Below are 26,879 nucleotides of genomic sequence, written 5' to 3'. Positions count from 1 at the left end.
TAGCCCCACTTTAGAGATTCCCGAAAAAACGTAAAGCATCGGTTTGGAACCGACATCGTTCCGAAACGGAATCCCTGCACGTCACGCCATGAAGGCATTTCGAAAGCAATACCGGCGGCGCGACGCGTCGGCGTCGCCGTGGTAATTTCTGGCATTCCCGGAGAACCCGGAAACCGGCGGAATCGACCGGAAAAATTCCGGCCCGGAACGTTTCGACACGCGGAGACTGCACCGATGCGCGACATCGACCTCAAGACCCTGCGCCTGTTCGTGGCGGTGTGCGATCACGGCAATATCGCGCGTGCCGCGCAAGAAGCGCACATCGAGCCTTCGGCGATCAGCAAGCGCATCGCGCAGCTCGAAAGCGATCTCGGCGTGCCGGCGCTCACGCGGTCACGACGCGGCGTCGCGCCCACGCCGGCCGGCATCGCGCTGCTCGAGCATGCGCGCAGCATGTTGTTCACGATGGAGCGGATCGCAGCCGACGTCACCGCGATCGGCGACGGGTTGCAGGGGCGCGTGAGCATCTGCGCGTCGGCATCGGCGATCGCGGAAGTCTTGCTGGACGACATCGCGTCGTTCATGCGAGACCCCGCCAACCGGAACATCAAGGTCGACGTGGAAGAGCGGCTGTCGCGCGATCTTGTCCGGCAGGTGCGCGAAGGGGCTGCCGCGCTCGGCGTGTGCTGGGACAACGTCGATCTGCAAGGGCTGCAGGAGCGGTCCTATCGCCACGACCAGCTGGCGCTCGCCGTGCATCCCGAGCATCCGCTCGCCGGCCGTCGGTTGATCGGCTTCGACGACACGCTCGAATTCGAGCACGTCGGCTTGCCGCCGGCCACCGCTGTTCATACGATGCTCAAGCGGGCCGCCGCGGACCGCGGCCGGACCGTGTCGTATCGCGTGATCGTGTCGAGTTTCGACGCGGCGTTTCGCGTCGTGGCCGCGGGCCTGGGCATCAGCGTCATTCCGGTCGAAGTCGCGGCGGCTTACCGGCAGTCGCTCGGCGTGCACATGATTCCGCTCACCGACTCATGGGCGAAGCGTCGCTTCATCGTGTGTTTCCAGCGCTTCGATACGCTGCAGCCCGCCGCCCAGCGGATGGTCGACCATCTCGCGAACCGCGCCGTCGGCGGCCGGTAACGTATCGCGCCGCGCCGTGTCGGCAATCGGCTCGCGCAGCGCAGCGGCACCAACGCCCAGCCCCAACGACAGGGTCGAAGCATTCACCGATCCGTCATGAAACCATCGCACCCGATACGGGCGACGCCTGCTAGCATGCCGGGTGGCCCGTCCGAATCGCGCCCCGGCTGTAAAGATGTCGCGTGGCATGGCATTTACTTCGCCACCCGCGTTCGTGTTCGGCCCTGCGCGACCGCTGCGACGCGGCCGCTTCCCGCAAGCACGAATCGTGCTCTGCCCGCATTCGACTTCCATCCGACGGCCGGCTGCGCCGCAAGCTGTGGCGCGCGCCGCCGGCACGAGATTCGTCCATGCCCAGGAAAAAAATCAGCCTCTGGCTACGGCCATTCGACCTGTTTTCCGCCGCGACGAGCACGCGACCGAAACGCAAGACAGCCAAACCGGCGGCGTCGGTCAAGCGCCCTGCCACGGTACGGACCCCGCGTCGCACCCGCACCCCGGCGCCGGCCGCCCACCCGTCGCCGCGCCACGCACCGGGCACCTGGCTGCGTTCGTTTCATTCCGCGCGCCCGACCGCCGGTCGCCTCGTCAACCATCTTGCCTACGCGCTGTACTTGCCCGCCGCCCCGGTGACGACCGCCGGCATGCCGATCGTCGTCATGCTGCACGGCTGCAAGCAGACTGCCGAGTCGTTCGCAGCGGGCACGCGCATATGCCGCGTCGCGGAGCGTGCCGGGTTTGCCGTGCTGTTCCCCGAACAGGCGAAGACCGCGCACGCGCATCGCTGCTGGAACTGGCATGGCGATGCGTCGCAATCGGAGCTTCCGGCGGTCGCGTCGCTGATCGACGCGATCGTGCGGGAGCGCGGGTTCGACCGCGACCGGATCTATCTGGCCGGCATGTCGGCCGGCGCCGGGCTGGCCGCGCAGCTGGCGCTCGCGTATCCCGAGCTGTTTGCGGCCGTCGGTCTGCATTCCGGCCCGGCCATCGCGCCGCCGTTGTCGACGATGGCCGCGATGAGCCTGATGCGCCGCGGGCTGCGCGACGACCCGATACACGTGGTCGACGCATGCGTCGACGTGCGCGCGTATCCGGGCATGCCCGCGCTCGTCATGCATGGCGGACTCGACACGGTCGTCGCCGAGCAAAACGCGCTGCAGCTCGGCGTCGCGTTCGCGCGGATCAATCGACTCGTCGACGAACACGGTGAATTGCGCGTCGGCGAGCGGCACACCTACGTGCATGACGACACGGATTACACGGATTATCTGCGCGGCGGCCGGGTGATCGTCCGCGTCTGCATCGTTCGCCGCCTCGCGCACGCGTGGAGCGGCGGCGATCCGCGCGAAGCCTTCCACTCCGCGACGGGGCCGGACGCGACCGCGATGTTCTGGAATTTCTTTCGAAGGCGGCGGCGCAAGCGGTAACGGCGACGCTGCGCCGCCTCGCGCTCACGCGCGCTGCCCGACTGCCGCCGTCTCGCTCACGCTCACGGTCTCGCTCTCGCTCGCCTCTGCGCGCCGAATCGGCAACCGAATGCGGAAGGTCGTGCCGCGCCCCGGCTCGCTCGTCACGTCGATTGTGCCGCGGTGGCGCTCGACGATGCCGTGCGACACCGACAAGCCGAGCCCCGTGCCCTGCCCGACCGGCTTCGTCGTGAAGAACGGATCGAAGATCCGCCGCACGATATCGGGCGTCATGCCGGTGCCGGTGTCGCTGATCGCGATCGACACCTGTTCGTCATCGCTCGACGTACGGATCGTGATCACGCCGCGCTCGGGAATCGCATGCGCCGCGTTGACGAGCAGGTTCATGAACACCTGGTTCAATTGCGACGGCAGGCATTCGACGGGCGGCACGTCGCCATACTCGCGCACGATGTCGGCCTTGTACTTCAGTTCGTTGTGGACGACGTTGAGCGTGCTCTCGAGGCCCGCATGGATATCGCCCACGCACCATTCGCCGCTGCCCGGCCGCGAGAAATCGCGCAAGTCCTGCACGATCCGCCGCACCCGCAGCGCGCCATCGATCGACTCGTCGATCAGCGTCGCGATCTCGTCGCGCACGTAGTCCAGATCGGTGGCGCGCCCCATCGCGGCCAGCGCGTCGCGTTGGGCGGGTTCCAGCTGCGGCAGCGCGGCCTCGTGCGCGGCGATCACGTCGAGCAGGCTGCGCACCCACGTCTTCAGCGTGTTGAGGTTCGCGCTGATGAAGCCGACCGGATTGTTGATCTCGTGCGCGACGCCGGCCGCGAGCTGGCCGATCGATGCGAGTTTTTCCGATTGCAGCAGCTGCACGTGCGTTTCCTCGAGTGCCCGCAGCAGGCGCCGCTGTTCGTCCTTCTCCTGCTCGAGCCGGATCTGCGCCGCCTTGCGCTCGTCGATCTCGGTCGCCATGTTTTCGCGGGTGCGCTGCAGCATCGCGGTCGTCTGCTCGTAGCGTCGCAACGCCGTTTCGAGTTCCGCGGTCCGCAATCGCACCAGCCGCTCGAGCGTATCCGTCATCCCGCGCAGAAAGGTTGTTCGCGCATCGAAACGGGACACCAGCAGCGTGACGATCAGCGTCGCCATCGTGAACAGCGCGATCGTCGTCGCAAGCCACGGCCCATCGATCCCGTTCGCCGCGCCGCATCGCGCATCCGGCGCGAAATGCGCGGCCGCCATCGCCGTGTAGTGCATGCCCGTGATGGCGATGCCCATGATCAGCGCCGCCCCGATGCGCAGCGCGGTCGCATGGCGCGCCTGTTGCACGCGCAGCGCCTGCGCCATCCAGAGCGCGGCGGTCGACGCGATCACCGCGATGCCGATCGACGCCGCGAACAGCACGGAATCGTAGCGAATGCCGGGCGCCATGCGCATCGCGGCCATCCCCGTGTAATGCATCCCGACGATCCCGGCGCCCATCAGCGCGCCGCCCGCGAGCAGGCGCCGGCGGCTCAACCGCGCACGCGTGACGATGTTCAGCGCGAAATACGACACGAGCACCGCGATGACGAGCGACGCGACGGTATCCGGCAACGCATAGCCGAGCGGGATCGGCAGCGACAGCGCCAGCATGCCGACGAAATGCATCGACCAGATGCCGGTGCCCATCGCGGCCGCGCCGCCGCCCAGCCATGCGCGCTTGAGCTTCGGGTTGTCGAGCAGCGAAATGAACGCGGCCAGGTCGAGCGCCGTATAGGACGCCAGCGTCGCGATGACGAGCGACAGCAGGACAAGCAGCGGATCGTAGTTGCCATGCATGATCGAACCCTCGGTCGAGAGGAACGCGTTACCGCGGCGCACGGACGATCGCGCGCCGCGGCCGTGCGGTACGCGACGTCAGGCCGGCGGCGCGGCGTCGGTCGGCGCCTGCTTCGACGCGGCGGCACCGGTCAGCACCAGAATGTCGAACGATGTCCCTTCGCGCGCCTCGAAGCGACGCACGAGCTCGATCTGGTGCGCCGACATCACGCTGCCCTTCGTCATCAGCAGCACGCCGCGATGCGTGCGCAGATCGTCGGCGAGTTGCATCCCTTCGCGCAGCTGCGCGGACTGAACCTCCGCGACGGATGTCGCGATGCCGAGGCTCGCCGGATGCCGCATCAGTTCGATGAAGCGCGCGACGAGCAGCGGGTCGTAACGCACGCCGGCCTGCGAGTGCAGCACGTCGATCGCCTGCTCGACCGAATGCGGCGCACCGATCTCGCCGTTGCGCAGCCCTTCGAAGTCGCGCGCGATCGCGACGATCCGCGAACCGAGCGGAATCGCATCGCCCGTCAGGCCGTCCGGTGTGCCGCGCCCGTTGTATCGCTCGTACTGGTGCAGCACGATCGACGCGACCTTGTGCAACTGCGCGACCGGCGTGAGCACCATCTGCGCGCGCAGCGGGTGCTGCTGGAACAGGCTGTGCTCGTCCGTCGTCATCTTCACGAGCGGCTTGTGCAGCAGTTCGTCGGGCAGCGACAGCTTGCCGATGCCGTGCAGCAGCCCCGCGAAATAGACGTCCTGCGCGTGCAGATTGCTCATTCCGGCCGATAGCGCGAGATGCCGCGCGATTTCGCCGACGCGCATCGCATGCCCGCCGGCGGTCCCGCAGCGCAGCTCGATCATGCTTGCGCACACCTGGACCATCGCGGTGAAACTGCTTTTCAGGTCGGCCTGCGCCGCTTCGAGGAACAGCACGGTCTGCGCGAGCTCCTCGGTGCGCGCGCGCACCTGTGTTTCGAGATCCGTATTGAAGCGGCGCAGCGTTTCGTTTTGCGCTTCGGTCAATGCGGCAAGCCGCGCGGCTTCGGCGCGCAAGCGCCGCTGCTCGAGCGCCTGCTCGATCGTCATCAGCAGGTCGTGGTCGTCCCACGGCTTGTTCAGGTAGCGGTACACGCCGCCTTCGTTGACGGCCTCCACGATCGACGCGATGTCGGAATAGCCGGTCAGCAGGATGCGCATCGTGTCCGGGTACAGCGAGCGGGCGCGCGACAGAAACGCCGCGCCGCTCATGTTCGGCATCCGCATGTCGGACACGATCAGGTCGACTTCGGTCGACGCCAGGATCTCGAGCGCCGCTTCGCCGCTGTCGGCGGTCAGGACGCCGTAGCGCGCGGGCCGCAACACGCGCTTGAGCGCGGACAGCACGCTCGGTTCATCGTCGACCAGCAGGATCGACGCGGCAGCGGCGGTGTCGCCGGATGCGCCTTCGGCGATCGTTTCAGGTAGTGCATCGTTCGCTCCGTTCATCGCGGATGTCGTCATAATTGGCCTCGGATCAATTGTCTTCACTACCTCTGTGACATCGGCCTGTGCCGCCGCTTCCACATCCGGGAAAACGCTGATCCGTGCGCGGAGCGAACGTTCGTGTCAGGGCGCCTTGATCCCTTCCGCCCGCGTGGCCAGGAACCGCAGGTATTTGTCGTCCTCGTCCTCGAACAGCTCCGGGCCGCCACCCATGTAGGCGCGCATCAATTCGTCCGCCGCACGGTCGAGATTACCGAGCTCGAACTGGCACTGGCCGAGCCTCAGATGCAGAAACGGGTTGCCGATCGCGTCGGGGAAATGCATCGCATGGCCGAGATTGTCGCGTCCGGCCTCGTAGTCGGCTTGATGGAAATTCGTGTCGCCGATGGCTGCCATCAACCAGGTTCCGGCTTCCCAGTTGGTCCTGGGTTCGGGAAGCAGGTCGAACGCTTGCCAGTATTTTTCCAGCGCGCCTGCGTAGTCGCCGTCTTCGACCAACGCATCGCCCGCCTCGCTCAGCGCGCCGATCTGCTCGTAAAGCACGTCGTCCAGTTCTGCCATGTCGAGCTCCTCTCTCCGGAATTGAATGCAGCGTGGCAAGCGGGCGGTCGCGATGCCGGACCGCGCACGGCAATCGCCCGTCTTCCCCCGCACCGCATTGTGCACGCGAAGCTTCATGAAGTCAGCCGCCGCCTCGTGCGGATCGGCAAGCAGCAGGCCGATCGGCGTCAAGTGCTCGCGGCAACGCCTCGTCGCGAGCGACGGCCTTGCGGTACGCCATCAGGCGGCTCGGCCGAGCGGGATGCCGAATTACGGTATCGTTGCCGGATGCGCCGTGCGCGGCGCGCGTTGCATCCCGATCCGTTCGCATCTTTCAACCTGTATGGAGCATTCATGATTCTGGAAATGGCATCGCTCGAAATCGACCCGTCGCAGGCCGAGCCGTTCGAGGCGGCGGTTCGCCAGGCACTCCCGCTGTTCGCGCGGGCGCGCGGCTGCGGCGGCGCCGAGCTGCATCGCGTGATCGAGCGCAGCGGCGGTTACCTGCTCGTCGTCAAGTGGGACACCGTGGACGATCACATGGTGCATTTCCGGCAATCTGACGACTTCCAGGCATGGCGGCAGTTGGCCGGGCCGTTCTTCAAGAGCCCGCCGCAAGTCGTGCATACGGAAGTGGCGGTCAAGTAATCGCACATCTGCCGCATACGCTCGATGCGCTGTCGCGCATCGGTGCCATTCTGAAACCCCGAGCGCCCGTGCGACCGGCGCACCGATTCCCCGCGAGGCTTTCATGACCATCGACCCTTCCGTCCTCAGCGCGTTCACGCCGACCGGCAAGTTGCGCGCGTCGATCAATCTCGGCAACCCGATCCTCGCGAACCGCGACCCGGCCACCGGCGAGCCGTTTGGCGTATCGATCGACCTCGCGCGCGCGTTCGCCGAGCGGCTGTCGGCCGAGCTCGAGCTCGTGGTGTTCGACACCGCCGGCAAGTCGGTGCAGGCGCTGACCGAAGAACGCGCCGATTTCGGCTTCTTCGCGGTCGATCCGCTGCGCGGCGAAACGGTCGCGTTCACCGCGCCCTACGTGCTGATCGAGGGCTTCTATCTCGTGCGCGACGATTCGCCGATCCGCGGCAATGCGGACGTCGACCAGCCGCACAACCGCGTGACGGTCGGCAAGGGCAGCGCGTACGACCTGTTCCTCACGCGCGAGCTGAAAGCCGCGCAGATCGTGCGCGCGCCGACGTCGCAGGCCGTCGTGCAGACGTTCGTCGAACAGCAGCTCGAAGTGGCGGCGGGCGTGAAGCAGCAACTCGAAGCCGATGCCGCGAAGACGCCGGGCCTGCGCCTGCTCGACGAGCGCTTCATGGTGATCCGCCAGGCGATGGGGGTACCGAAGAGCCGCGGCGAAGCTGCGGCCGCGTTGCTCGGCGCGTTCGTCGAGGAGATGAAGGCGTCGGGATTCGTCGCGGATGCGTTGAAGCGCCACGGGATCACGGGCGCGTCGGTCGCGTCGCTGGCGTGATGGACGCAACCACGGCGCCGATGTCTCACCGTGCATCGGTGCCGCCCACCCCAAGCATCACGCGGACCTATTCGGTATTGGCTCGCCGCCACTGCATCGGCGACATCTCGTACCGTCCGCGAAACGCGCGGCTGAACGCCGCCTCGGACGTATAGCCGACGCGGTTCGCGATATCGGCGATCGGTGCGCGGCTATCCAGCAAGCGGGAGATCATCGCGGCGGCGACCGCGCGCGGGCTCTGCCGCGTACGGTGCGGTCGCGATGTCCGGACCCGCAAACCACCCGCCGGCGCATGCGTTCATGATGCCGGCCGGTGCCCCGCCAACGTTGCGCCGGCAGGCGATCGCGGTGCGGTCGTCACGGCATGCGCGGGCGATGCAGACGCCGCGGCGCCTGACCCGGACGGCGGCTGCGGCGTGGGTGTGGGCAACGGATTCGGCTGCGGCGATGCCGGTTGGCTCGCGTGAGCGCCACCTGCCGCGCCCGAAGCCGCGGAACCCGCAGCCGCGGACCCCGAAGCCGCGGGACCGGCGACAGGCGGCGCGCGCAGCCCGCCGTCCAGCGAGGTCCGCCGAGCGGCCATGTCGGCCTGCTCGGCGCCGCGCTGGGCGGTGCGATCGGCGGACAGGCGCGCTGCTTCGGCATCCGGATTGATCGTGTTGACGCGGATGCGTTCGATGTCGCCCACGCCCGCCAGCCGGTTCAATGGTACGTAATCCGTACGAAATACCAGTTCGACGCCACTGCTCAGGTTGACGTCGGCGTGCGAGCGCTCGGTGGTCTGGGTGCGGTCGGTCGACACGTAGCCGATCGTGCTCTGCACATTGGCCTCCGCGCCCCAAGGACCGAAGCGTGCTCCCCCGCTCACGCCCACCGTGTTGCGCGTGTCGAATTGCGAGCCGCGGTCGTTGGCGGCGGCGCTGCTCGCATCGATATGGAAATTCATCGCGGCGTTGAGCCGCCCGCTCTCGATGACGATGCGCTGCAATCCCATCTGCACCATCGTCGCGAGCAACTGCTGGCGGTTGCGGGCCAGCACCTGTTGCGCCAGCGGCACCAGGCGCTCGGGATCGGATGCCGGAACCCCATCGCCAGGCCCCAATCCCAGCGCACTGCGCAGCGCCGCTTCGGCCGGCGGCGTCGCGCCCGGGCGCAACACCAGCCGGGTCGCGGCATCGCGCTCCGCCTGCAGTTCCTGCTGGCGCTGGCGGCGCTCGTCCGGCGGCAGGCCCGCGAGTTCGTCGGCGTCGTCCGCGGCCGCGTCGTCGCCGGTGACCTGGTAGGCAGTGGGGAAATGCTCGGCCAGCCACTGCCGCGCGCCGGCGATGCCGACATTGCTGTCCGCGAAGCCTTCGGTAGTCTGCGCGACATTGCGGATCAGGTCGACGAACGCGGTCAACTGCTGTTGGTTCGAATCGTTCATCGCCTTGAAGACACCCGTGATCAGCTCGGTCACGAAGCGCGGAAACGACACCGCGTCGAGCACCGCCCGGGTGGTGCCGGCCATCCGGTCGATGGCGGTGCCCGAATAATCCGAGCCCGCGTTCTGCGCGACGGCCAGCGGCGTGCGAGGTTGCGCCGCGAGCTCGTCGTGGTCGAGCGCGAGCGAGCCGATCCGTACCAGTCCGGACGCGAGATCGCGGCGCGTGGCCGGATCGAGCGCGTCGAAGCCCTGCTGCCCGGACAGCAGTTCGCGGACACGGTGACGAACGTCGGGCCGCGGCACCGGCGAACGCGCGAGGTAAGCGGTAGCCGCCATCTCAGCGACTCCGCCGCGCGGGGCGCGTCCCGCGACGCGTGACGTGCTGCCGGGAGGGCGACGGCGCATGCGCCGCCCTCGCCACCCCGGTTGTGCCGCCCGCATCGCGAGGGCCTGAGCGACGCGGCTTCACGTCAGTGTCCGAGTGCGGCCCACGCGTTCGCCGGCACGGCCGGACGCGCAGCCGACGGCACGACGCGACCGTCGTCCGGTACGGAAGGCGCCTGGCCATCGGGTTTCTCGCCGAGGCTGAGCGTGGCCTCGATCCAGTCGGCGGCGGAGGCGATCACGGGGTTGTCGAGGGCCACCAGCGGCGACGGGCCGCCCAGCGCATCCGCGACGTCCGCCAGCCACGCGATCACGGTCATCCCGGCTTTGCCGCGCCGGACATAGGCGGCGGGCTGGCGCGGCGGCTGCCGCGAGAGTCTGCCGATGCCGGCGACCACGCCCCAGATGTCGCGCGCGGCGAAGCCTTGACGCAGGTCGGCATGGCCGAGGATCGCGAACGCGTCCCTGAGCATGCCGACGATCTCGCCGGCCATGAACGCGGTCACCCCGGTACAGGCGGCGCCGAGATTCTGCGCGAGCGCGCGCGCGGCGTTGCGGACTCGCGCCTGGTGGCCGAGCTCTCCGCTCGGATCGGCACCGGGCGCCTCGTCGAGCTTGTAGAGCGCCTCGCAAAGCACGAGCATGCATTCCTCGAACTGGACGTTGCGCTCGGCATCCGCCGCCGCGGGGCCGTACGCAGTGCCGAACAACCGCGAATAGAACGCCGCGCGCTCGCCGGCCGCCAGCTTCTCGGCGCGGTGGCGCCACCAGTTGGCGACGAGCGGCTGCGCGCCGCCGAGATCGACGCCGACGGCGCCGCTCGCGGACAGGCCGGCGAGCGTCTCGACCGCGGGGATCACGCCCGCGGACTCGAGGTCGCCCGCCAGATAGAGCGACGCAAGCGCCCGCAGCTGCGCCTTGTCGACGTGTGCGGCGACGGGATCGGGGATCGCGATGTCGCCGAGCTCGTCGAGCGCGAACGCGAGGCCGTGCGCAGTCGCGCGCTCGACGAGCCGCGCCCCCGACCGGATGGCGGCCGCGAGCCCGGCATCCGCGAGCGGAGCGATGAGCATGCGCGCCATGATTCAGTGCTGCCCGGCCGGCAAACCGGCGGCGGGCGCCGGCTTGTTGGGGTTGTACGGCGTCGAGTTGCCCTGGATCACCGACATCATCTCGGGCGTCGCCATCTTGTCGAGCGGCAGGTAGTCGCTCTTGAAGTTGACGCGGACCTCGCCCGACAGTTTCGCTTTCACCTCGGCCCTGGATTCGCTGGTGTCGTCGAGTGCCGACCCGACGGTGGCCACGTGTTCCTGCTGTCCCTCGAAGGCGGCGTCGGCCGAATACGGCGTGTACCAGCTGCCGTAATGGGCGCTGAGCGATTCCTTGTACTTCTGGCTCTCGCGGTCGTGCATCGACGCGGTATAGGTGCGTTTCGCGGTGTCGCTGGCGCGCATGTCGAACACCACCTTGGCGTTGATCGACCCGTCGGTGACGACGATGCGATTGATGCCGAGCATGACCATCGACGACAGCAGCTGCTGGCGCTGCTTCGCCATCTGCAGGCGCGCCGCGGTGACGAGGCGCAGCTCGGACTTGTCGTCGGACAGGTCGGTCACGGGCGGTTCGAGGTTGTAGTTCCGGCTGATCTCCGCCAGCCGCTGCTGCGCGTCGTCGCCCTGCGCCACCAGCCGCGACGGGGCCGCGGCGGCGGCCGCGCCGGCGCTGTCCGCGTCGAACGCGCCGGCGCCGTCCTGCGCCTGCACCGACAGCACGTCCGGGAACGAATCGGCGAGATAGTCGCGGCCGGCCCCCTCGCTGATGTTGTCGCTCATGAACTGGCCGGTGGTCTTGGCGACATTGGCGATCAGCTCGCCATAGGCACGCATCTGCTCGATCGAGCTTTCGACGATCGCCTGGAACACGTTCTTGATGAGGCCGCCGACGAATTTCGGGAAATCGACCTTCTGCACCATCTGGCCGAACTGCTCGACGCCCTGCTTGACCGCGCCGGCCTGGAAGTCCTTGCCGGCGAAGCCGGGGTCCTGCGCGAGCTGGCGCTTGGTCGCGGTGACCGGATCGTCGGCCAGCGCCGTCGCGGCCGGCACCGGATGCGGCGATGCGATCGGGCGCGCGAGGCCCGTGGGCGGCAGTTCGCCGTTCGCCTCGCGCTCGGCGATCTCGGCATGCACGCCGTTCGGATCGGCCAGATAGGCGAGCACCCGCACCGTATCGGCGGCGATGCGGCGGCGCTCGTCGTCGGGCAGGTCGAGGAACGACGGAATCGCGGTCAGCAGGCGGCGCACTTCGGGCCGCGTCGCGTCGAACGCGGCGGCGCTCGTGGGCGGCCGTAGCGGGTGAAGCGCGTCGGGGGGAGCGGACAGGCGCATGGCTCAGTTTCCCTTGGCCGGAGCCGACGCGGCGGCCGGGGCCGAAGCCGAAGCCGAAGCCGGCACTGCGACGGGTACGGCGGCCGGCGGCGTTTTCGGACTGGGCAGCACGTTGGGATCGGCCGGCGTCGCGTTGCCGGTGATGGTGGCGATCATCTGCGGCGTCGCCATCTTGTCGAGCGGCAGGTAGTCGCTCTTGAAGTTGACGTCGACCGCGCCGGACAGCTGGATCTTGGTCTGCATCGCCGAGTTGCTGGTTTCGGACGCGGCAGTCGACGCGGTGATGATCGGCTTGTTCTCGTACTCGTAGTCGCCCTTCGCGTAGTAGTCGGCGCTGTACTGGCGGCCGTTGTCCTTGTCGTTGCTGGAGTCGTACTTGCCGCCGCGATCGTAGGTGCCCTTGCCGGCGTAGGTCGTCTGCACGTTGCCGTCCTTGTCGCGGGCGAGGTCGACCGCGGTGGCGCTGCGCTGCTTGGAAAGCGTGTCCTGCGCGCGCACGTCGTAGATGATCTTCGCGGAGATCTTGCCGTCGGTGACGACGATGCGGTTGATGCCCATCAGCACGATCGAGGCCAGCATCTGCTGGCGCTGCTTGGCGAGCTGCATCTTGAAGCGGTTGACGACGGCCAGTTCGGACGCCTCGTCCGACAGGTCGAAGGTGTCGCCGTCGCCCATCTGCAAGCGGGCGCGCACGGTCTTCGACGCTTCGTCCGGATCGACCCCGTCGCGCACCTGCACGCGCGGGCTCGGCGCATCGCCGCTGTCGTCCATGCCGATCTCGAACAGGTCGGGAAACTGGCCGACCATATGATCGCGCGCCTGGTTCTCCGTCACGTGTTCGTCGGCGAACTGGCCGAGCGATTTCGCGACCTGCGCGATCATTTCCTGATACGCCTTCATCTGCTCGATCGAGCTGTGCGTGATCGACTGGAACACGCCGCTGATCAGGCTGGCAACGAAGGTCGGAAACTTGACCTGGTTCAGCAATTCGCCCGCGACCGCGGCGCCCTCGTGCGCGGCCGCCGCGTTGAATTTGGACTTGCCGATGCTGTCGACGGCCTGTTTGTGCGTGTTGAAATCCGCCTCGTGCGCCGCATGATCGGTGTCGTCCAGCGCGCGCGCCGGCGCGGTGGCCAGGCCGCCCGGAAGTTCGTGACCGGCGAACCCCTCCGGTCGCGCCAGATAGTCGGCGATCAGCGCGGTGTTGCGGGCGATGTCGCGGCGATCGGCGTCGGGCATCGCGTTGAAGGCCTGCGATCGGGTCAGCATCTGCGCGACGCCGTGGCGCACTGCGTCGGCCGGCACCGGCGGCGTGTGACGCGGGGCGGCCGCGGCGGCGCGCGGCGGCGGCGCGATCGGCGTGTGACGGGCAGCTTGCGGGAACATGGCGACCTCGCGGGAAACGCGTGACGAAGCGATTCAGTGGGCCTGGGCAGGCACGTCCACCGGCAGTTCGAACTCGATGGGGCGCAGGTAAAGACTCACCCGCGCCGGGCTGGCCGCGTCCGTGCGCAGGCTGACGATCGAGAAGCGGCCCGGCCAGTGCGCGTCCTCCGGCGTGAACGCGCCCATCCATCGCTCGAGCGCGTGCAGCCCGCGTGGCCGCTCGGCGAGCCCCATCGTCAGCAGGCTGAGGAACGCCGGCGGCACGTCGGGGATCGCCGACAGCAGCACGTAGAGTTCGAGATCCGGCCCGTCCGGTCCGAGCCCGAACGCGAGCAGCGCACCGTGCGGCGGCAGATCGAACCGCCCGCCGAGCACCAGCCCCACGAGCTGCATGATGCCGGGCAGGCGATGACCGATGCCAAGCACATCCATGACCGGCTGCAGATCGGCGAGCCGCAGTGCCTGGGTGCACGCGAACGTGAGCCGCTGGCCGCCGAGGTCGCGCTGGGCAGCCATCGTGGTGAAGAGCGGCTTGAGCCCGGGCACCATCCGCAGCGCGGCCTGGACGACGCCGGCCAGGTCGCGGGGCAGGTTCTCGATCGTGCCGGCGTCGCCGGGCAGCTCGTAGTACACCTTGGACGCGTAGAGCCCGTCGCGATCATAGCTGGAGCCGAAGAACGCGCCATAGTCGAGGTTGCCGCCCGGCCGGGCGAAGCCCCGGAACGGCTCGCTCGCCTGGTCGAACCAGTGCAGCGCTTCGCGGCCGATGAAGTCGCGGATGAGCTTGCGCATTTCGCGCGTCGACTCGTCGCGCCGGTCGATCGCGGACGCCTCCGGCGGCAACGGCTCGATCGTGAAGCGCAGCTTGCCCGGCTGGCTTTCCGAGAAGCTGGGTTCGAACGGTACCGCCATCGGCATCAGCGCGTTGTCGCGGAACCGCAGATCGTCGGCGCCGTCGCCGAAGGTACGCAGGAACAGGTCGCGCGACGGCGCGAAGGGATCGGCGGTGCCGAGGCTTCGCGCGGCGCTTTTCAGGCGGCGTTCGACCCGGGCGACGACCGGCTCGCGGAATGAGGTCAGGGGCATGGCTCGGCTCCGGCAGGGTTCGGGAATGGCGCAGCGCACGCAACGCCGGTTCAGTTCGGGCGGTTCGAGTAGTAGCTCGCGCCGTTGTGCGCGCCGACGCCGTAACCCGCCTTCACCGGTACGCCCGCGCCGAGGCCGATGCCGGCGCCGATATCGCCGACGCCATCCAGCATCTCGCGCGCCATCGCCGGGATCGGCACCGGCTTCGACGTCATCTGCGGCGCCTCGCGCGGCTGCGAGAACTGCTCGATCTGCGTATCGGTGGTCGCGGTATCCGCCAGCCACAGCTCGCACGCGTTGACCAGGTCATAGTCGGTGGGGTCGACGGTCGACTTGTGGTTCGACGAGACGTCGGGATTGGCGATCTGGTCGATGCTGAGCAGCGGGCCGGTCGCCTTGTTGACGCGATCCACGTTGTTGGCCAGCCACGCGGTGATGATCGTGCCGCAGGTCGCCAGCGTGCGATAGCGCGAGCTGGTGCGCGCGCCGCCGAGATCGTAGGTCGCGACCTGGTCGATCACCTGCCACATGTCCTTGGCGCCGTAGCAGCCGCGGATCTCGGGATCCTGCAGCAGATCGATCATGAACTTGACCTGCGACTGGATCTCGCGCGCGGCGTAATGCGCCATGCCGTAGCCGTGCAGCGAAAGGTTGCCGGCGAGATCCCGGGCGGCCTTGCGCACTTGCTGGTGGTTGATCGGGTTCGGCACGCTCGCGCGCAGCAACGAGTCGACTTCGGTCTGGCGCACGAACGACGAAACCGACGACACGAAGCGGATCCACAGGTCGTTGAACTCGCGGTTGCCCGCGGTGTTCGGATCGCCGCCCGGCACGCCGAGCGTGATGGCCGCGAAGTTCTTGCGCTCCTGCTCGGAGATGCGGTTCGGCGTTTCGCGCCAGTAGCGATAGAGCAGCTTGCCGGCGTTGCCCGGGCCGATCGGCAGCGTGCCGTGCTGGAACTGCTCGACGATACGGTCGACGACCTGGAACACCTTGAGCTCGTCGAACATCGCGGCGACGATCATCGGGCCCATCACGCGCACGTTGTCGGCGACGATATTCGCGTCCTCCAGATCCTCGAGGTTCGGAAGGTCGATGCCGAGATCGGCGATCGCGTTCTCGCCGCCGATGTTCTGGACCGTGTTCAGCTCCTCGTTGATGCGGCGGCGCAATTGCGGCTCGTCGGCCTGGATCTTGCGGGCCTGCAGGCCGCGCATCACGCGCGCGAATTCGGTGGTGACCACGCCCGGCTTCTCGCCGCCGCGGCCGTCGGGATCGCCCTCGATGCACAGCAGCGCCAGCACCCGCTGCGCGAGCGCCCCGTACGAATTGGCTTCGCCCACCGCCGCGAAGAACTGGCGGGTAAACGTGTTCATCAACCCGCTGGCGTCGTCCGGCACGGTCCTGCCGTCCACGACCTTCACGGGGGGCGGCGTGGCCCCGTCCACCGCGAGGATGCCCAGCACCAGCGCGACGAGCGTGATCGACGCGGGCTCGGTATCCGAGCCGTTCGCGCCATTGGCGTCGCCCGCGTCGCCCGCGCCGAACACCAGTTGGCCGTTCAGCTCGGAAAGCAGCGGCGGGTTGATCAGCGACTTGCGGGCGAGCAGCTCGCGGGTGGCGACGAACAGCGGATCGCATACCTCCGCCACGCCGTCGGACGACTTCGTGTCGTACACGGCCGCGAGGATGGCCTTGCACAGCGCGAGCTGCTCCCGCTCGGCAGCGACCGGTGGCCGCTTCAGTGACTCGAGCCGGTTGACGATATCGACCAGCCCGTCGCGGGCCCGGGTCTCGAGGTCGACGAGGTCGAGGAAGCGGACTTGATGATTGACTTGAAACATTTAACTTCTCCTTGAAATCCGGTCGGTTCGGGGAGTGAACGGGATCCGGCGCGCAAGTCAGCCGTCGTCGGCCGTGCCTTCCTTGCCCGTGCAACCGTCGTCGCCCGCCGCTTCGTACGCGTCGATGCGGCCGGACAGCGCCCGCAGCGCCGCCGCCGCGTCGAGAATGCCGGCGCCGCAGCCGTCGGCCGCGCCGGGCGCGAACGGGCGGGCGGTGGCGACGAGCAGCTCGCGCACCGTCGCGCCGTCGAGCGGATACGCGCGGCGCTGCGCGTACGCGACGAGCAGCGCCGCGGCGCCCGCGACGAACGGCGCGGCGAAACTGGTGCCGGTCGCCAGCTGATAGGCCTCGATCGCACTCGTCAGCACCCGTTCGCCCGGTGCGCACAGCGCGACGTGCGGGCCGCGCGTCGAGAACCGGGTCGGCCGTCCGTCGTCGCCCACGGCGCCGACCGCGATCACCTGCGGGTAGGCAGCGGGCCAGTAGCGGGTCACGCTGCCGTTGTTGCCGCTCGCGGCAACGAGGATGCAGCCGCGCGCGGCGGCATACGCGATCGTGTCGGCATGCGGTTTCGGCCGGTTGGCGGCGATCGTCGCGTCGTCGGTGCCGAAGCTCATGTTGATGACCTTGGCGCCGAGGTCGACCGCGAGCTTGAGCGCGCGATCGAGATCGGCGATCGCGCCGAGCCCGACCGCATGCGCGTTGCCCGGCAGACGGGCGGCCGCCAGCGCGCGCATCGGCAGGATGCGGCAGTCGCCGCCGAGCCCGCGCGGCATCGCCACGCCCTCCGCGGCGATGATGCCCGCGCAGCCCATGCCGTGACCGACGAAGCGGTCCTCGGGAAAATCGCCGCGATGGCCATGCCCGCTCAGCAATTGCACGCCGGGCGACAAGTCGCCGGGCTCCAGCCGCACCGTGTCGGCGCCCGTGCGGAACGCATGGGCGAATTCGGGATGCCGGCGGGCGATGCCGCTGTCGATGAGACCGATCGTGACGCCGCTGTCGCCCCGCTCGATCGCATGCGCGTCGGCCATGCGCACCAGCGCGCGCGCGTCCCGCGCGAACCGCGCGACCGGCGGCACGGGCGCCAGCCGGCCCGGCACGTCCATCGGAACCATCGCCACGTAGTTGGGCGTCACGCTTTCCACGGTCGACAGCTGGCCGAGCGCGTCGCACAGCTCGCCGATTGCCGTGCCGGCCGGCACGCGCAGCAGCAGCGTGCGGGCCATGCCCGTCGCTTGCTCGATCGCGTCGTATCCGCGGTGCGCGTGCCCGGGCACCCAGCGCCCGGCCGCCGCGCTGAACGGGCGCACCGCCAGAAAGCGGCCGGCGAACGCAACCACGATACGGTCGACCGGACCGCCGTCGATGCGTTGCGCGGCAGCCAGCGCGCCGCGCGTCACGTCGCGAATCGACGGCACGTCCTCGGGCGCTTCGCCGAGCGCCAGCTTGACGAGCAGGCTGGTCGGCAGGCTGAACTGCCGCTCGCCGGGCGAGGCCCACGGCGTGCCGAGTGCGCAGATCGTCATGGCCGCGCCTCCTCCTGACCGGGGATGGCGGCCAGAGTCATCGGCCTGGCCGCGGGTGCCGCCGGCGGCGCGAATGCGCTCAGGTCGAACGCCATGGCGGCCGCATGCCGGCTCGTCGGCGACACGGCAAGTTCGCCGGCCCACTGGTCGCGACCGGGCGCGAGCAGCAACTCGTCGTCCGCCGATTGCAACACGGCGACCGGGCGATTGCCGATCCGCACCAGCGGCGCATGCGTGCCGTTGACCAGATTGCGCCCGATCACGCGCAGCAGCGGCGACGCATCGGGCTGCGCGTCGTTGGCGGGCGCCACGGGCTCGACCCGCTCGACGCTCGGCGCGGACGCCCGATCGAGCGCCCGGCGCAGCCGGTCCACGGACAGATTGGTGACGCGGCCGATCGCATGCACCATGTCACGCTGCTCGGCCTGCTGAAATTGCCTGACCGTGCGTACGCCGGCCCATTCCAGCCGCTTGCGGTCCTCGGCCGAGAGTTCGTCGCCCAGCGCGTCGAGCGGCTGGTCCTTGCCGTCCTCGGACAGCGCGATCGCGTTCTCCTCGATCGCCGGACGCGTGATGGTCGTGAAGACGAGATGGAAGGTGCTGCTGTCGGTGTCGGCCGGGCCGGCCGGGCGAATCCAGACCTCGCTTTCGACGAATTCCACATGGGCGCGCAGATCGAGGTTGACGTCCTTGATCGCGAAGGTCAGCGGCAGGTTGAGGTTGCGCGCCTTGATCGCCATCGCCGCCTGCGCGTTGTCGAGCTGGCTCTGGACGGCCTGGATGAAATCCTCGAGGCGCAGGCTGGCGTTGCTGTTCATTGCCCCGCTCCATCGATCGGCACGGCTTCGAGGACGATCGCGAGCCGTGCCGGCTCCGGATCGAAGGCCGTGCGGGTCAGGAACTGCGGCAGATCGCCGACCAGTTCGATGCCGTCGGCGCCGCGCGCGATGCGCAGGTCGAGCGGCAGCTCCATGACCACCGAGCGCACCCGCAGCCCCTGCGCCGCACCCGCGGTCAGCTGTTCGGCGACATCGGCGAACGCGCCCAGCGTCTCGCCCAGCGGCCGCGGCGAAATCATGCCGGTTCTCCTCGGGTGGGTGCGGGTGCGAGCGGTGCAGCGGGTGCGGCCGAGGCAGCAGGCACGGTGGCGGGCGCAGCGGCGGGCGCAGGCGGCGCGGCGGGAGCCGACGCCGCAACGGGCGCCGCAGGCTGGGCGGCCATCGCCGCCGGTGGCGCGATCCGCGCCGCCGGCCGGCTGTGCCGCTCCAGCAGATTGCGCGACGCCTCGTCGACGAAACGGTCGAGCGGCAGCGTCTCCGACGCGAAATTGATGCTCACCTTCCCGGTCAGCGTCGCCTTGAGATCGGTGTCGGTTTGCGCATTGACCGCAACGGTGGAGACCGTGGTGACCACGTCGCCCGACGTCCCCCGTCCGCCCCAGGTCGTCTGTCCCGACGACGGGTCGTTCGACGTCGCATACTGCACGGCGGCCCGGTCGCGCGCCTTGGCCTGGAAATTGAGGCTGGCGGCGATCGTGCCGTCCTTGACCACGACCCGCTGCATGCCCAGCAGCACCATCGTCGACAGCGTCGACAAGCGATGCTGCGCGACGCGCTCGCGGGCGCGGGGCAGCACCACCGATTCGAGCGTCTGAGAGTCGAACGCGCCATCGGCGGCGCCGAAATCGGCGAGCCACGCGGGCGCAGGCGCCGCGTCGTCGTCGCTTGCCCGGACCGCCGGCGCAAGGCGGTATTCACCGCCGTCCTGTATCAGCGTCACGTCGTGCGGATACTGCTCGACCAGCCACGCCCGCGCCTGCCCGTCGGTCACGTTCTCCTGCGCGAACTGGTCCAGCGGCTTGGCCACCGCGCCGACCAGGTCGGCGAAACTCTCCACCTGCTTGATCGAGCTGTCGACGATCGCGTCGTACGTGCCATGCACGAGGCTCGCGACGAAGGTGGGGAAGTCGATCGCGTCGGCCAGCGCCGCCGCACGCCGGCCGATGGCGTCCGTCGCCTTCTCCTTGGGGGGCGCCGAAGCGCCCGGGCCGCCGGCCGGCGCCGCTGGCGGCAACGCGCCGTCCTGCCTGGCCGGGTCAGCCGACCCGGAGCCGTCGACGATCTCGCGGCCGAACGCGTCGCGAGCAAGTGCCACCGCGGGCGTGATCGCGCCGCGGGGTGGCGGAGGGGGAATGTGGCGAGCCATCGCGCGTGTCCCTCGGGGTCAGGCAGGTTGCAGTTCGCGCGCCGCCGGCTGCGAGCCGCTCGACGGCAGCGGCGGCGCGCCGTCGGCGCCATGCACGGTCTGGAAGCGGCCGTCGCCGTTCAGCGTCACCTCGGTCACGCCAACCTGATCCTCCTCGCCCGCATGCCGGAACGTGGTGGTGATGCGCAGCGTGACACTCGCCCGTTCGGGCGTGCCGGCACCGCGGCCGATATCCGCGCGGACGAATGCACTCCAGCCGTCGAGCATCTGTCCGTCGCCCGCGGCGATCGTCACGTCGCCAACCGCGCCGCCCTGCCACGCCCAGTCGATCGATACCGGCGCCGACGTGCGGCCGCTCGGCCCGTCGATGTACGGCCAGTCGTCGAGCGTGATGTGCTGACCGGCCATGCGTGGCTGCCCGGCGCCGCCCGCCAGCGCATTGGCGGGCTGGACCAGCCCGGCCAGTTGCGCAAGGTCGTAGCTGCGCCCGTCGCGGCGCTCGGTGCGCCGGGTCAGGCTCGCGCCGAAGCCGAATTCGCCGCCCGCGGCCGGCGGCGCGACGCCGAGCGCGTAGCCCGCGCCCGCCGCGCTGCCGCGATTGATCAGGTGACCGAACGTGCCGCCCGAATGCATCAGCTGGATCACGCCGATGCCGGCCGCCGCCTCGTACTCCGACACGAAATCCTCGTAGGTCATGATGTAGCGGCTGCCGGTCGTATGGGTCGGCGGCAGCGTACGCGCGCCGGGACGGCCCGGCGTGCCGACCACCCGGTCCAGCGGATCGGTGATCCGCACGAAATACGCGTCGCCGCTGCGATACATGCCCGTCACCACCACCGCATGGAAGAAGTTGACCGGCGCGCGCACGACTTCGGCGACCCAGATCGGCCCGTTCGCTTCCAGCAGCCGCCGAAAGCCTTCGGGCGCGAAGCACGCATTGGGTTCGACCGTGAGCGTCGACGCACCGGCGAACCCCGCCACCTCGGCCGGCGCCAGGCCGTCCCGCATCTGGCGCTCGAGACTGATGCAGCGCGCGAGCAGCGCCGGATCGACGCTCTGGTTGTCGCGCCAGCCGAGCACCATCGACGCGGCCGTCGCCCAGCAGCCCATGTCGGTGGGTTGCGGGACCATCTGCACCTCGTCCCAGTTCACCGTCCAGTCGTCGGCGCCCAACGCGCGCGCGGCGCCCGGCGCGACCGACAGCGCCTGGCTCATGCCGAAGAAGCCGCGGCTCGGGATCGGCGCCTTCAGATGGCCGACATACGCGAGCGTTCCCGCGGCCATCGTGCCGGTCGACAAGCTGGCGAGATCGCCCGGCGGCACCCAGTGCGGCGGCACGCTGACGATCGGCTTGCCTGCGTCCTGAAACGACTGCGCGACCAGTTGCGAACAGAAGAAGTTGTCGGTGTCGGCGCCCTCGCCGAGCTCGATGCGGCCGACGAAACGGCGACAGCGCTGCGCCGCGTCGCCCGACAGCAGGTCGCACGCGCGGCGATCGATCAGGTAGCCGCCGCAGCGCACCAACCCGACATAGTTGAAGCCACGATCGAGGTAGCGCGCGGCGGCATCGGCGACCTGCCGCTGCTGCGTATCGGTCAGGCCCGGCACCCGAAACGCGACCGCGAGGCGCGCGTCGGCCAGCGCATCCGCGAGCGGGCGCAGCTGGACCCCGCCGGGAATCGCCTCGATCACCTGCCCGCCCTGGCCGACATAGAGCATCGCGTGGCTGACCTCGGCGCCTGAGCCGGCGCGAATGACGCCGGAGCCGGAATTGCCGGTGGTGCTGAGAATAATGTCGCCGATCTCCAGCGCGTCGGTGCCGATCGACAGGCCGCCGACGCCGGGATCGAGCGGAATGTCATCGCCGAGGCCGCGCGCGGCGAACCCGAGCGCCTGGCCGGCTGCCTGCGGCTGGCAGGTGCGGCTGTTGACCAGCCGCATGAAGTAGTCCCAATCCCAGTTGCCGTCGGGGCACGCGGTATGGCCGGTCGACGTGTCGGCCTCGCGATGGCCCATGATCGTCGTGCGATTGATCGGCAACTGATACTTGTCGCACAGCGACGCGACCAGCGCCGCCGAGGTTTCGTACTGGAGCTGGGTCGGCGCCAGCGCGTCGAAATGCTGGACGGTGCCGCTGCGACGCGGGTAGTCGGCGCCGCCGCGCTTCACCGCAATATGTTCGATGCCGATGCTGCGCTGGTTCGAGCCCTTGCAGTGCCACGCCGTGTCGGCCTCGGACACGAACTGGACCACTTCGCCCGCCTGCCCGACCAGGTAATGCGAACTCACCTTGGATGCGGCATTGGTGAAGGTATTCACCACCTGCTGGACCGTGGGTACATCGGCGATGTGGATGATGATCCGGTCGATCGTCTTGCTGCCGCGCCCCTCGTCGAAATTCGGGCTGGCCGCGGTGCGCGTGACGAGACTGTTCTCGCGCGCGCCCAGCGCCAGCGCGCTGGCCGTGGCGGGTGGCTCGCCGACCGCATCGTCGTCGCTGTACGGCGGCGTATCGATGCCGTACGCCTCGGGGTCGTCGCTCAGGCCGCGCGACCATGCGAGCGCCGACGCGGTGGCGATCGTGCCCGACGCGGCGCGCGAGACGCCGACGAAGATGCTCACCGGGCTGCCGACGCTCACGCCGGCCGCCAGCGTGACGCCGACGAATTCGTTGCGCGCGTTGAACAGCGCCGAGATGCCGCCGGCCGGGCTTTCGCCGACCATGACGCCCACCGTCGTACCGGTGCCCGAGAAATCGTCGATATGGCCGCGCAGCAAGCTGATCTGGCCGGTGAGGCTCGCCGACACGATGTAGCCGAAGTCGAGCTCGCCCGACACGAACACGCCGATGTCGTCGCCGTTGGCGTCGAAGATGAGGCCGACCGCGCCGGCGCCCCCAGTTTCCAGCCCGGCCCCCGCGCCCGCGCCGATCGAGACCGACAGGCCGTTGCGCATCGCGACCGGCAGCAGCAACAGCAGCGACGCGGTGGCCGGATTCGCGCTCAGCATCGCGCGCAGCGCGGCCCGCTCGACGCTCGACAGCTTTCGCGGTCGCGGCCAGGTAAAGCCGCGGCGCTCGCCGGCAAGGCGGAACTCGGCATCGCCGCTCATCCCCTGCGAGACGGGCGCCGGTGCGACAGCAGGCGCCGGGCGCGCGGCCGGCGCCGGAGCGACGGGCGTCGCGGCGACAGGCGTGGCGGCATGGAGCGGCGGAAGCGGACCGAACCCGTCGTCGTAATGGACGTCGTGGCGCGGCGCGGCGGGCTCGACGGCCGGCTGCGGCGGGACGGACACGGCGCCCGGTGCGGCAGGCGCCGGCACGGCGGTAGCGCCCGGCCGGGTGCCGTCGCCCGCCCAGTTCAGCAGCGGACTCCTGACGGCGGCGGGGCCGCGCGTCGGGAACACGCGGACCCTGCGCAATCCCCGATCGCTGAGCCCCGACAGCGACACGTAGGGACTGTCGGCATTCGGCAGCACGTCGACCGTCCACGCATCGGCATCGGGCGACGCCGCGGTGGCGAGACCGAACCACAGACGGCTCGCGCCTGCGAAGCGCGCCAGCACCGCCGGCGGCACCATGAACACCGCTTCGCCGCGCGGGATCGCCAGCAGACCGTCCTCGCGACTGGTATAGAACGTCGACGACGTGCGCCCTTCCTTGCGCATGAACAGCGCGGGATCGGTGGCGATCACCAGTTCCGCGACGCACGGCGCGTGGCCGACGCGAATCGTGAAGCCCAGCATCGGGAAACGGTCGGTCAGGACCATGCGGTTGGGATGGAGTTGCGCTGCCATGTCGTGTCCTCAGCTCTGGTTTTGATCGGGCTCGTCGCGACGGCCGCCGAGCATCGGCTTGCTGCGCGCATCGATCGCGCGCCGTTCGAATTCCTGCGGGGGAAGAATCGCCAGATCCGGTTCCGGGTCGCCGATGTCGGGGATTTCGTGGTGCGTCGCCTCGAACTGGGCGATCGCGCGCGCCAGCAACTGCGCCAGCAGCTTGGCGTGAACCGGGCTGACCGCGACGCGGCTCATCAACTGGACGTTGCCGGACTGCGGCTCGACCTGCCCGGCATCGATCAGGAACTCGAACGCGTTATGCCCGACCTCGAAATAGTTCGCATAACTGGCGAGCAGCGGCCGTGGCGGGCCGGCGGGCTGAGCCGGATCCGGCGGGGCGTCCTGGAGTGGCTCGATGACGTGCACGACGGCCTCCTTGCATGGCGACGGTCGGTCTGTCCGTTCTTCTTCGCAAGGAGCGGGCCAACGCGCGCGCGCTGACGCAAGCGCATGATTAGCCGTGGAATTTTCCGACTGGAGTGGAATTCGCGAACGCTGCCGGGCTGTACCATGTGACAGCCGGGCTGTCACACCGATGCAGTGTTGCCGGCGTCCAGGTTGTACTTGGCCAGCTTGCGGTACAGCGTCATGCGCGACCAGTTCATCTGGCGCGCCGCTTCCATCTTGTTCCAGTTGGTCTGGCGCAGGACCGAGACCAGTCGTTCGCGCTCCTGTTCGCCGGCGGAAAAGTCCTGCAGGAACAGGCGGCGAAACGCCGGCGGAAGGTCGCCCAGCCCGAACGGGCGCCCTTCCGGCGCATCGATGAACAACGCCTCGACCAGGTTGCGCAGCTCACGTACGTTGCCCGGCCACGGGTAGTGCCGCATGTACTCGAGCAATGCCGGATCGGGCCGCCCCACCCGCATCGCCCGCCGCTGGTTGTGTTCGGCGACGAAGTGATCGACGATCGACGCGATGTCCTCCGGCCGTTCCCGCAGCGGCGGAATCTCGATGCGCGCGACGTTCAGGCGATAGAACAGGTCGGCGCGGAAACGGCGCTCCGCGACCAGGTCCTCCAGTCTTTCGTTGCTGGCGGCCACGATCCGGACATCGACAGGGCGCCGGCGCAGCGAGCCGACCGGCATCACCGTACGGTCTTCGAGCAGGCGCAGCAGCTTCGCCTGGACAGCGGGCGGCATCTCGCTGACTTCGTCGAGGAACAGCGTGCCGCCGTCGGCCTCGACGAAGCGGCCGGGAAACGCGTGCTGGGCGCTGGTGAAGGCGCCGCGCTCGTGGCCGAACATCTCGGATTCGAACAGGCTGTCGGGCACGGCGGCGCAGTTCACCGCGATGAACGGCTTGTCGGTGCGGGTGCTGAGGTGATGGACGGCGGTCGCGACGCGCTCTTTGCCGGTGCCGGTTTCACCGGTCACGAGCACCGTCGTATCGGTTTGCGCGACCTTCGCCAGATAGCGACGCAGATCGATCATCGCCGGACTCGAGCCATGCAGCCCGAGTGACGTCGCGCAAATGCCTCCGATCGTGCTCATGCGCGCGCCGTACGGCTAGCAAACCGTTGACGGATGTTGCGCAGCCCCGAATTTCATCGCCACTTCCCCCCGCTGGATGTTGAGGAACAAGGCAACCATCCTCGATGGCGATTGTTGGCACGCGTTTAATTAGTACTGGAATGCGTGTTGAATGGATAGCCGCGTGTCACGACGCCGGCCGATAATCAGTGTAGTGTCAATATCGAGGTTCGTACAACCTTCCGAGAGGCGACGCTTGCGCATGGCATGCCGGCTCGCCGGTGCGACTGTGAGCCAGTCGACTCGGACATGCGCGGACGCGATCGCGAATGTGTCATGTCACGCATGTTCATCAATCCGTGCGCAATCAGCACGACGAACGGAACACCGATCGCGGCATCCGGTGAATGCGGGTCCTGACCGTCCGCACACTGGCTCGCCGACTCATCCCGCGCATGCCGCGCATCCCACCCGTCACGACGGCGTGGCATCACCCGCGCGCAGCGTGATGCCCGTCCACACGCCGCTTGCGGCCAGTTCGCCGATCAGCTCGACGATCGTTTGCCGCACGGCCAGCGCGGCGGAATTGACGGGGGACGTGTTCGACCAGCACAGGCTCGCGGGCCGGCGAATCTCAGGCTCGACGATCCGGCGCATCTTCGGCCGGCTGGACGGCTCGCGCGACGCCAGCGCGGACGCGGGCAGGATCGTGCACGCAAGGCCCGCCTGCGCGAGCGATATCATCGTCGGCAGCGAATCGATATCCGCGACGATGTTCAGCGGCACCTCTTCGCGCGCGAACGTGCGCTCGAGCAACAGGCGCAGCCCGTTCTGCACGCCCGGTGCGACGAACGGCACGCCGGCGAGCGACGCGAGGGAACAGGTTCGCGCGCGCGACGGCACCGCGCCGCCCGGCTCGCCGAGCAGATACAGCACCTCGTCGAACAGCGGCATCGCGGTAATGCCGGTGGTGTTCGATTCGCGGAACAGGATCGCGAGGTCGAGCCGCCCGTTCGCCAGCAGCTCGTTGATGAAGCCGCTCATGGTCTCGATGTACTGCAGCCGGATGCCCGGATAACGCGCCCGGATTCGTTCGAACAGCGGCACCGCGAGGATCGACGTCATCGTGGTCGGAAAACCCACCGCGACCGTGCCCGACTCGCTGCCCGCGCCTTCCCGCACTTCCTGGCGCAGTTGCTCCATTTGCCGCAGCACGAGCCGCGCATGGCGGTACAGCGCCTGGCCGGCCGCCGTCGGCTTCACGCCCTGCGGGCTGCGCACCAGCAGCGCGACGCCGAGGTCGCCTTCGAGCTTCGCGATCTGCTGGCTCAGCGACGGCTGCGCGACGAAGAGTTTTTCGGCCGCTTTCCCGAGGCTCCCGTATTCCACGATGCTGACGAAGTAGCGGAGCTGACGGATGTCCATGGCGGTTCGATCGAAGCGAAAG

Annotated in this window: 22 protein-coding genes; 4 read left to right on the top strand and 18 right to left on the bottom strand. The window is 69.2% G+C overall.

Going from position 1 to position 26,879, the window contains the following annotated elements; translation table 11 throughout:
• Nucleotides 1-234 precede the first annotated feature (234 nt).
• Nucleotides 235-1,143 carry a LysR family transcriptional regulator gene (locus tag ACP26O_RS32610; protein ID WP_175665765.1) on the top strand — a complete coding sequence of 303 codons (909 nt, stop codon included), beginning with the start codon at nucleotides 235-237 and terminating at the stop codon, nucleotides 1,141-1,143.
• Between the two features lie 350 nt (nucleotides 1,144-1,493).
• On the top strand, nucleotides 1,494-2,570 hold the full coding sequence (locus ACP26O_RS32605; protein ID WP_175665766.1) for an extracellular catalytic domain type 1 short-chain-length polyhydroxyalkanoate depolymerase: 1,077 nt from the start codon (nucleotides 1,494-1,496) through the stop codon (nucleotides 2,568-2,570).
• Between the two features lie 24 nt (nucleotides 2,571-2,594).
• Here the strand turns inward: ACP26O_RS32605 and ACP26O_RS32600 are convergent, their stop codons facing one another.
• The 3 genes from ACP26O_RS32600 to ACP26O_RS32590 form a co-directional block, all read right to left on the bottom strand.
• Nucleotides 2,595-4,385: a histidine kinase gene (locus tag ACP26O_RS32600; RefSeq protein WP_175665767.1), complete on the bottom strand. Its 1,791-nt coding sequence runs from the start codon at nucleotides 4,383-4,385 to the stop codon at nucleotides 2,595-2,597.
• Between the two features lie 78 nt (nucleotides 4,386-4,463).
• Nucleotides 4,464-5,873, bottom strand: coding sequence for an HD domain-containing phosphohydrolase (locus tag ACP26O_RS32595; protein ID WP_175665768.1), 1,410 nt, complete (start codon nucleotides 5,871-5,873; stop codon nucleotides 4,464-4,466).
• 105 nt (nucleotides 5,874-5,978) lie between these two features.
• Nucleotides 5,979-6,587: a tetratricopeptide repeat protein gene (locus tag ACP26O_RS32590; protein WP_244099037.1), complete on the bottom strand. Its 609-nt coding sequence runs from the start codon at nucleotides 6,585-6,587 to the stop codon at nucleotides 5,979-5,981.
• 162 nt (nucleotides 6,588-6,749) lie between these two features.
• Here ACP26O_RS32590 and ACP26O_RS32585 point away from each other — a divergent pair, with 162 nt between their 5' ends.
• A complete protein-coding gene (locus ACP26O_RS32585) occupies nucleotides 6,750-7,043 on the top strand; it encodes an antibiotic biosynthesis monooxygenase family protein (protein ID WP_006753336.1) in 294 nt (97 codons plus the stop codon).
• A gap of 103 nt (nucleotides 7,044-7,146) precedes the next feature.
• Nucleotides 7,147-7,881 (top strand): ABC transporter substrate-binding protein, encoded by a 735-nt coding sequence (locus ACP26O_RS32580; protein ID WP_175665769.1) that lies wholly within the window; start codon nucleotides 7,147-7,149, stop codon nucleotides 7,879-7,881.
• Between the two features lie 67 nt (nucleotides 7,882-7,948).
• Here ACP26O_RS32580 and ACP26O_RS32575 read toward each other — a convergent pair whose 3' ends face one another.
• The 15 genes from ACP26O_RS32575 to ACP26O_RS32505 form a co-directional block, all read right to left on the bottom strand.
• Nucleotides 7,949-8,083, bottom strand: a complete 135-nt coding sequence (locus ACP26O_RS32575; protein WP_208446600.1) for a helix-turn-helix domain-containing protein — start codon at nucleotides 8,081-8,083, stop codon at nucleotides 7,949-7,951.
• Nucleotides 8,084-8,179: 96 nt separating this feature from the next.
• The gene (locus tag ACP26O_RS32570; RefSeq protein WP_175665770.1) at nucleotides 8,180-9,640 is read right to left on the bottom strand and encodes a hypothetical protein; all 1,461 of its coding nucleotides are present in this window, start codon (nucleotides 9,638-9,640) and stop codon (nucleotides 8,180-8,182) included.
• 134 nt (nucleotides 9,641-9,774) lie between these two features.
• Nucleotides 9,775-10,770, bottom strand: a complete 996-nt coding sequence (locus tag ACP26O_RS32565; RefSeq protein WP_175661639.1) for a hypothetical protein — start codon at nucleotides 10,768-10,770, stop codon at nucleotides 9,775-9,777.
• 3 nt (nucleotides 10,771-10,773) lie between these two features.
• On the bottom strand, nucleotides 10,774-12,075 hold the full coding sequence (locus tag ACP26O_RS32560) for a hypothetical protein (RefSeq protein ID WP_175661640.1): 1,302 nt from the start codon (nucleotides 12,073-12,075) through the stop codon (nucleotides 10,774-10,776).
• Between the two features lie 3 nt (nucleotides 12,076-12,078).
• A complete protein-coding gene (locus ACP26O_RS32555; protein ID WP_244099038.1) occupies nucleotides 12,079-13,461 on the bottom strand; it encodes a hypothetical protein in 1,383 nt (460 codons plus the stop codon).
• Between the two features lie 33 nt (nucleotides 13,462-13,494).
• Nucleotides 13,495-14,547, bottom strand: a complete 1,053-nt coding sequence (locus ACP26O_RS32550) for a hypothetical protein (protein ID WP_006755477.1) — start codon at nucleotides 14,545-14,547, stop codon at nucleotides 13,495-13,497.
• 50 nt (nucleotides 14,548-14,597) lie between these two features.
• Entirely contained in the window at nucleotides 14,598-16,391 is a 1,794-nt protein-coding gene (locus tag ACP26O_RS32545; RefSeq protein ID WP_175665771.1) for a hypothetical protein, read from the bottom strand.
• A gap of 57 nt (nucleotides 16,392-16,448) precedes the next feature.
• Nucleotides 16,449-17,921, bottom strand: a complete 1,473-nt coding sequence (locus ACP26O_RS32540; protein ID WP_175665772.1) for a S8 family peptidase — start codon at nucleotides 17,919-17,921, stop codon at nucleotides 16,449-16,451.
• Entirely contained in the window at nucleotides 17,918-18,739 is an 822-nt protein-coding gene (locus ACP26O_RS32535; protein ID WP_175665773.1) for a hypothetical protein, read from the bottom strand. Before ACP26O_RS32535 ends, ACP26O_RS32540 begins: the two co-directional genes overlap by 4 nt.
• Nucleotides 18,736-18,999 (bottom strand): hypothetical protein, encoded by a 264-nt coding sequence (locus ACP26O_RS32530; protein ID WP_175665774.1) that lies wholly within the window; start codon nucleotides 18,997-18,999, stop codon nucleotides 18,736-18,738. The genes ACP26O_RS32535 and ACP26O_RS32530 overlap by 4 nt, the downstream gene beginning before the upstream one ends.
• Entirely contained in the window at nucleotides 18,996-20,126 is a 1,131-nt protein-coding gene (locus ACP26O_RS32525; protein WP_175665775.1) for a hypothetical protein, read from the bottom strand. The genes ACP26O_RS32530 and ACP26O_RS32525 overlap by 4 nt, the downstream gene beginning before the upstream one ends.
• Nucleotides 20,127-20,144: 18 nt before the next feature.
• Nucleotides 20,145-23,921, bottom strand: coding sequence for an N-acetylmuramoyl-L-alanine amidase (locus ACP26O_RS32520; RefSeq protein ID WP_244099039.1), 3,777 nt, complete (start codon nucleotides 23,919-23,921; stop codon nucleotides 20,145-20,147).
• A 9-nt stretch (nucleotides 23,922-23,930) separates the two neighbouring features.
• Nucleotides 23,931-24,329, bottom strand: a complete 399-nt coding sequence (locus ACP26O_RS32515; protein WP_006753386.1) for a DUF3467 domain-containing protein — start codon at nucleotides 24,327-24,329, stop codon at nucleotides 23,931-23,933.
• Nucleotides 24,330-24,490: 161 nt separating this feature from the next.
• Nucleotides 24,491-25,453 carry a sigma-54 interaction domain-containing protein gene (locus ACP26O_RS32510; RefSeq protein WP_175661647.1) on the bottom strand — a complete coding sequence of 321 codons (963 nt, stop codon included), beginning with the start codon at nucleotides 25,451-25,453 and terminating at the stop codon, nucleotides 24,491-24,493.
• 453 nt (nucleotides 25,454-25,906) lie between these two features.
• A complete protein-coding gene (locus ACP26O_RS32505) occupies nucleotides 25,907-26,857 on the bottom strand; it encodes a LysR substrate-binding domain-containing protein (RefSeq protein ID WP_175665776.1) in 951 nt (316 codons plus the stop codon).
• Nucleotides 26,858-26,879: the final 22 nt, after the last annotated feature.

This window comes from Burkholderia sp. R-40, assembly GCF_049942845.1.
Lineage (GTDB): Bacteria > Pseudomonadota > Gammaproteobacteria > Burkholderiales > Burkholderiaceae > Burkholderia > Burkholderia ambifaria.
This window is presented reverse-complemented; position numbering and strand designations above follow the sequence as displayed.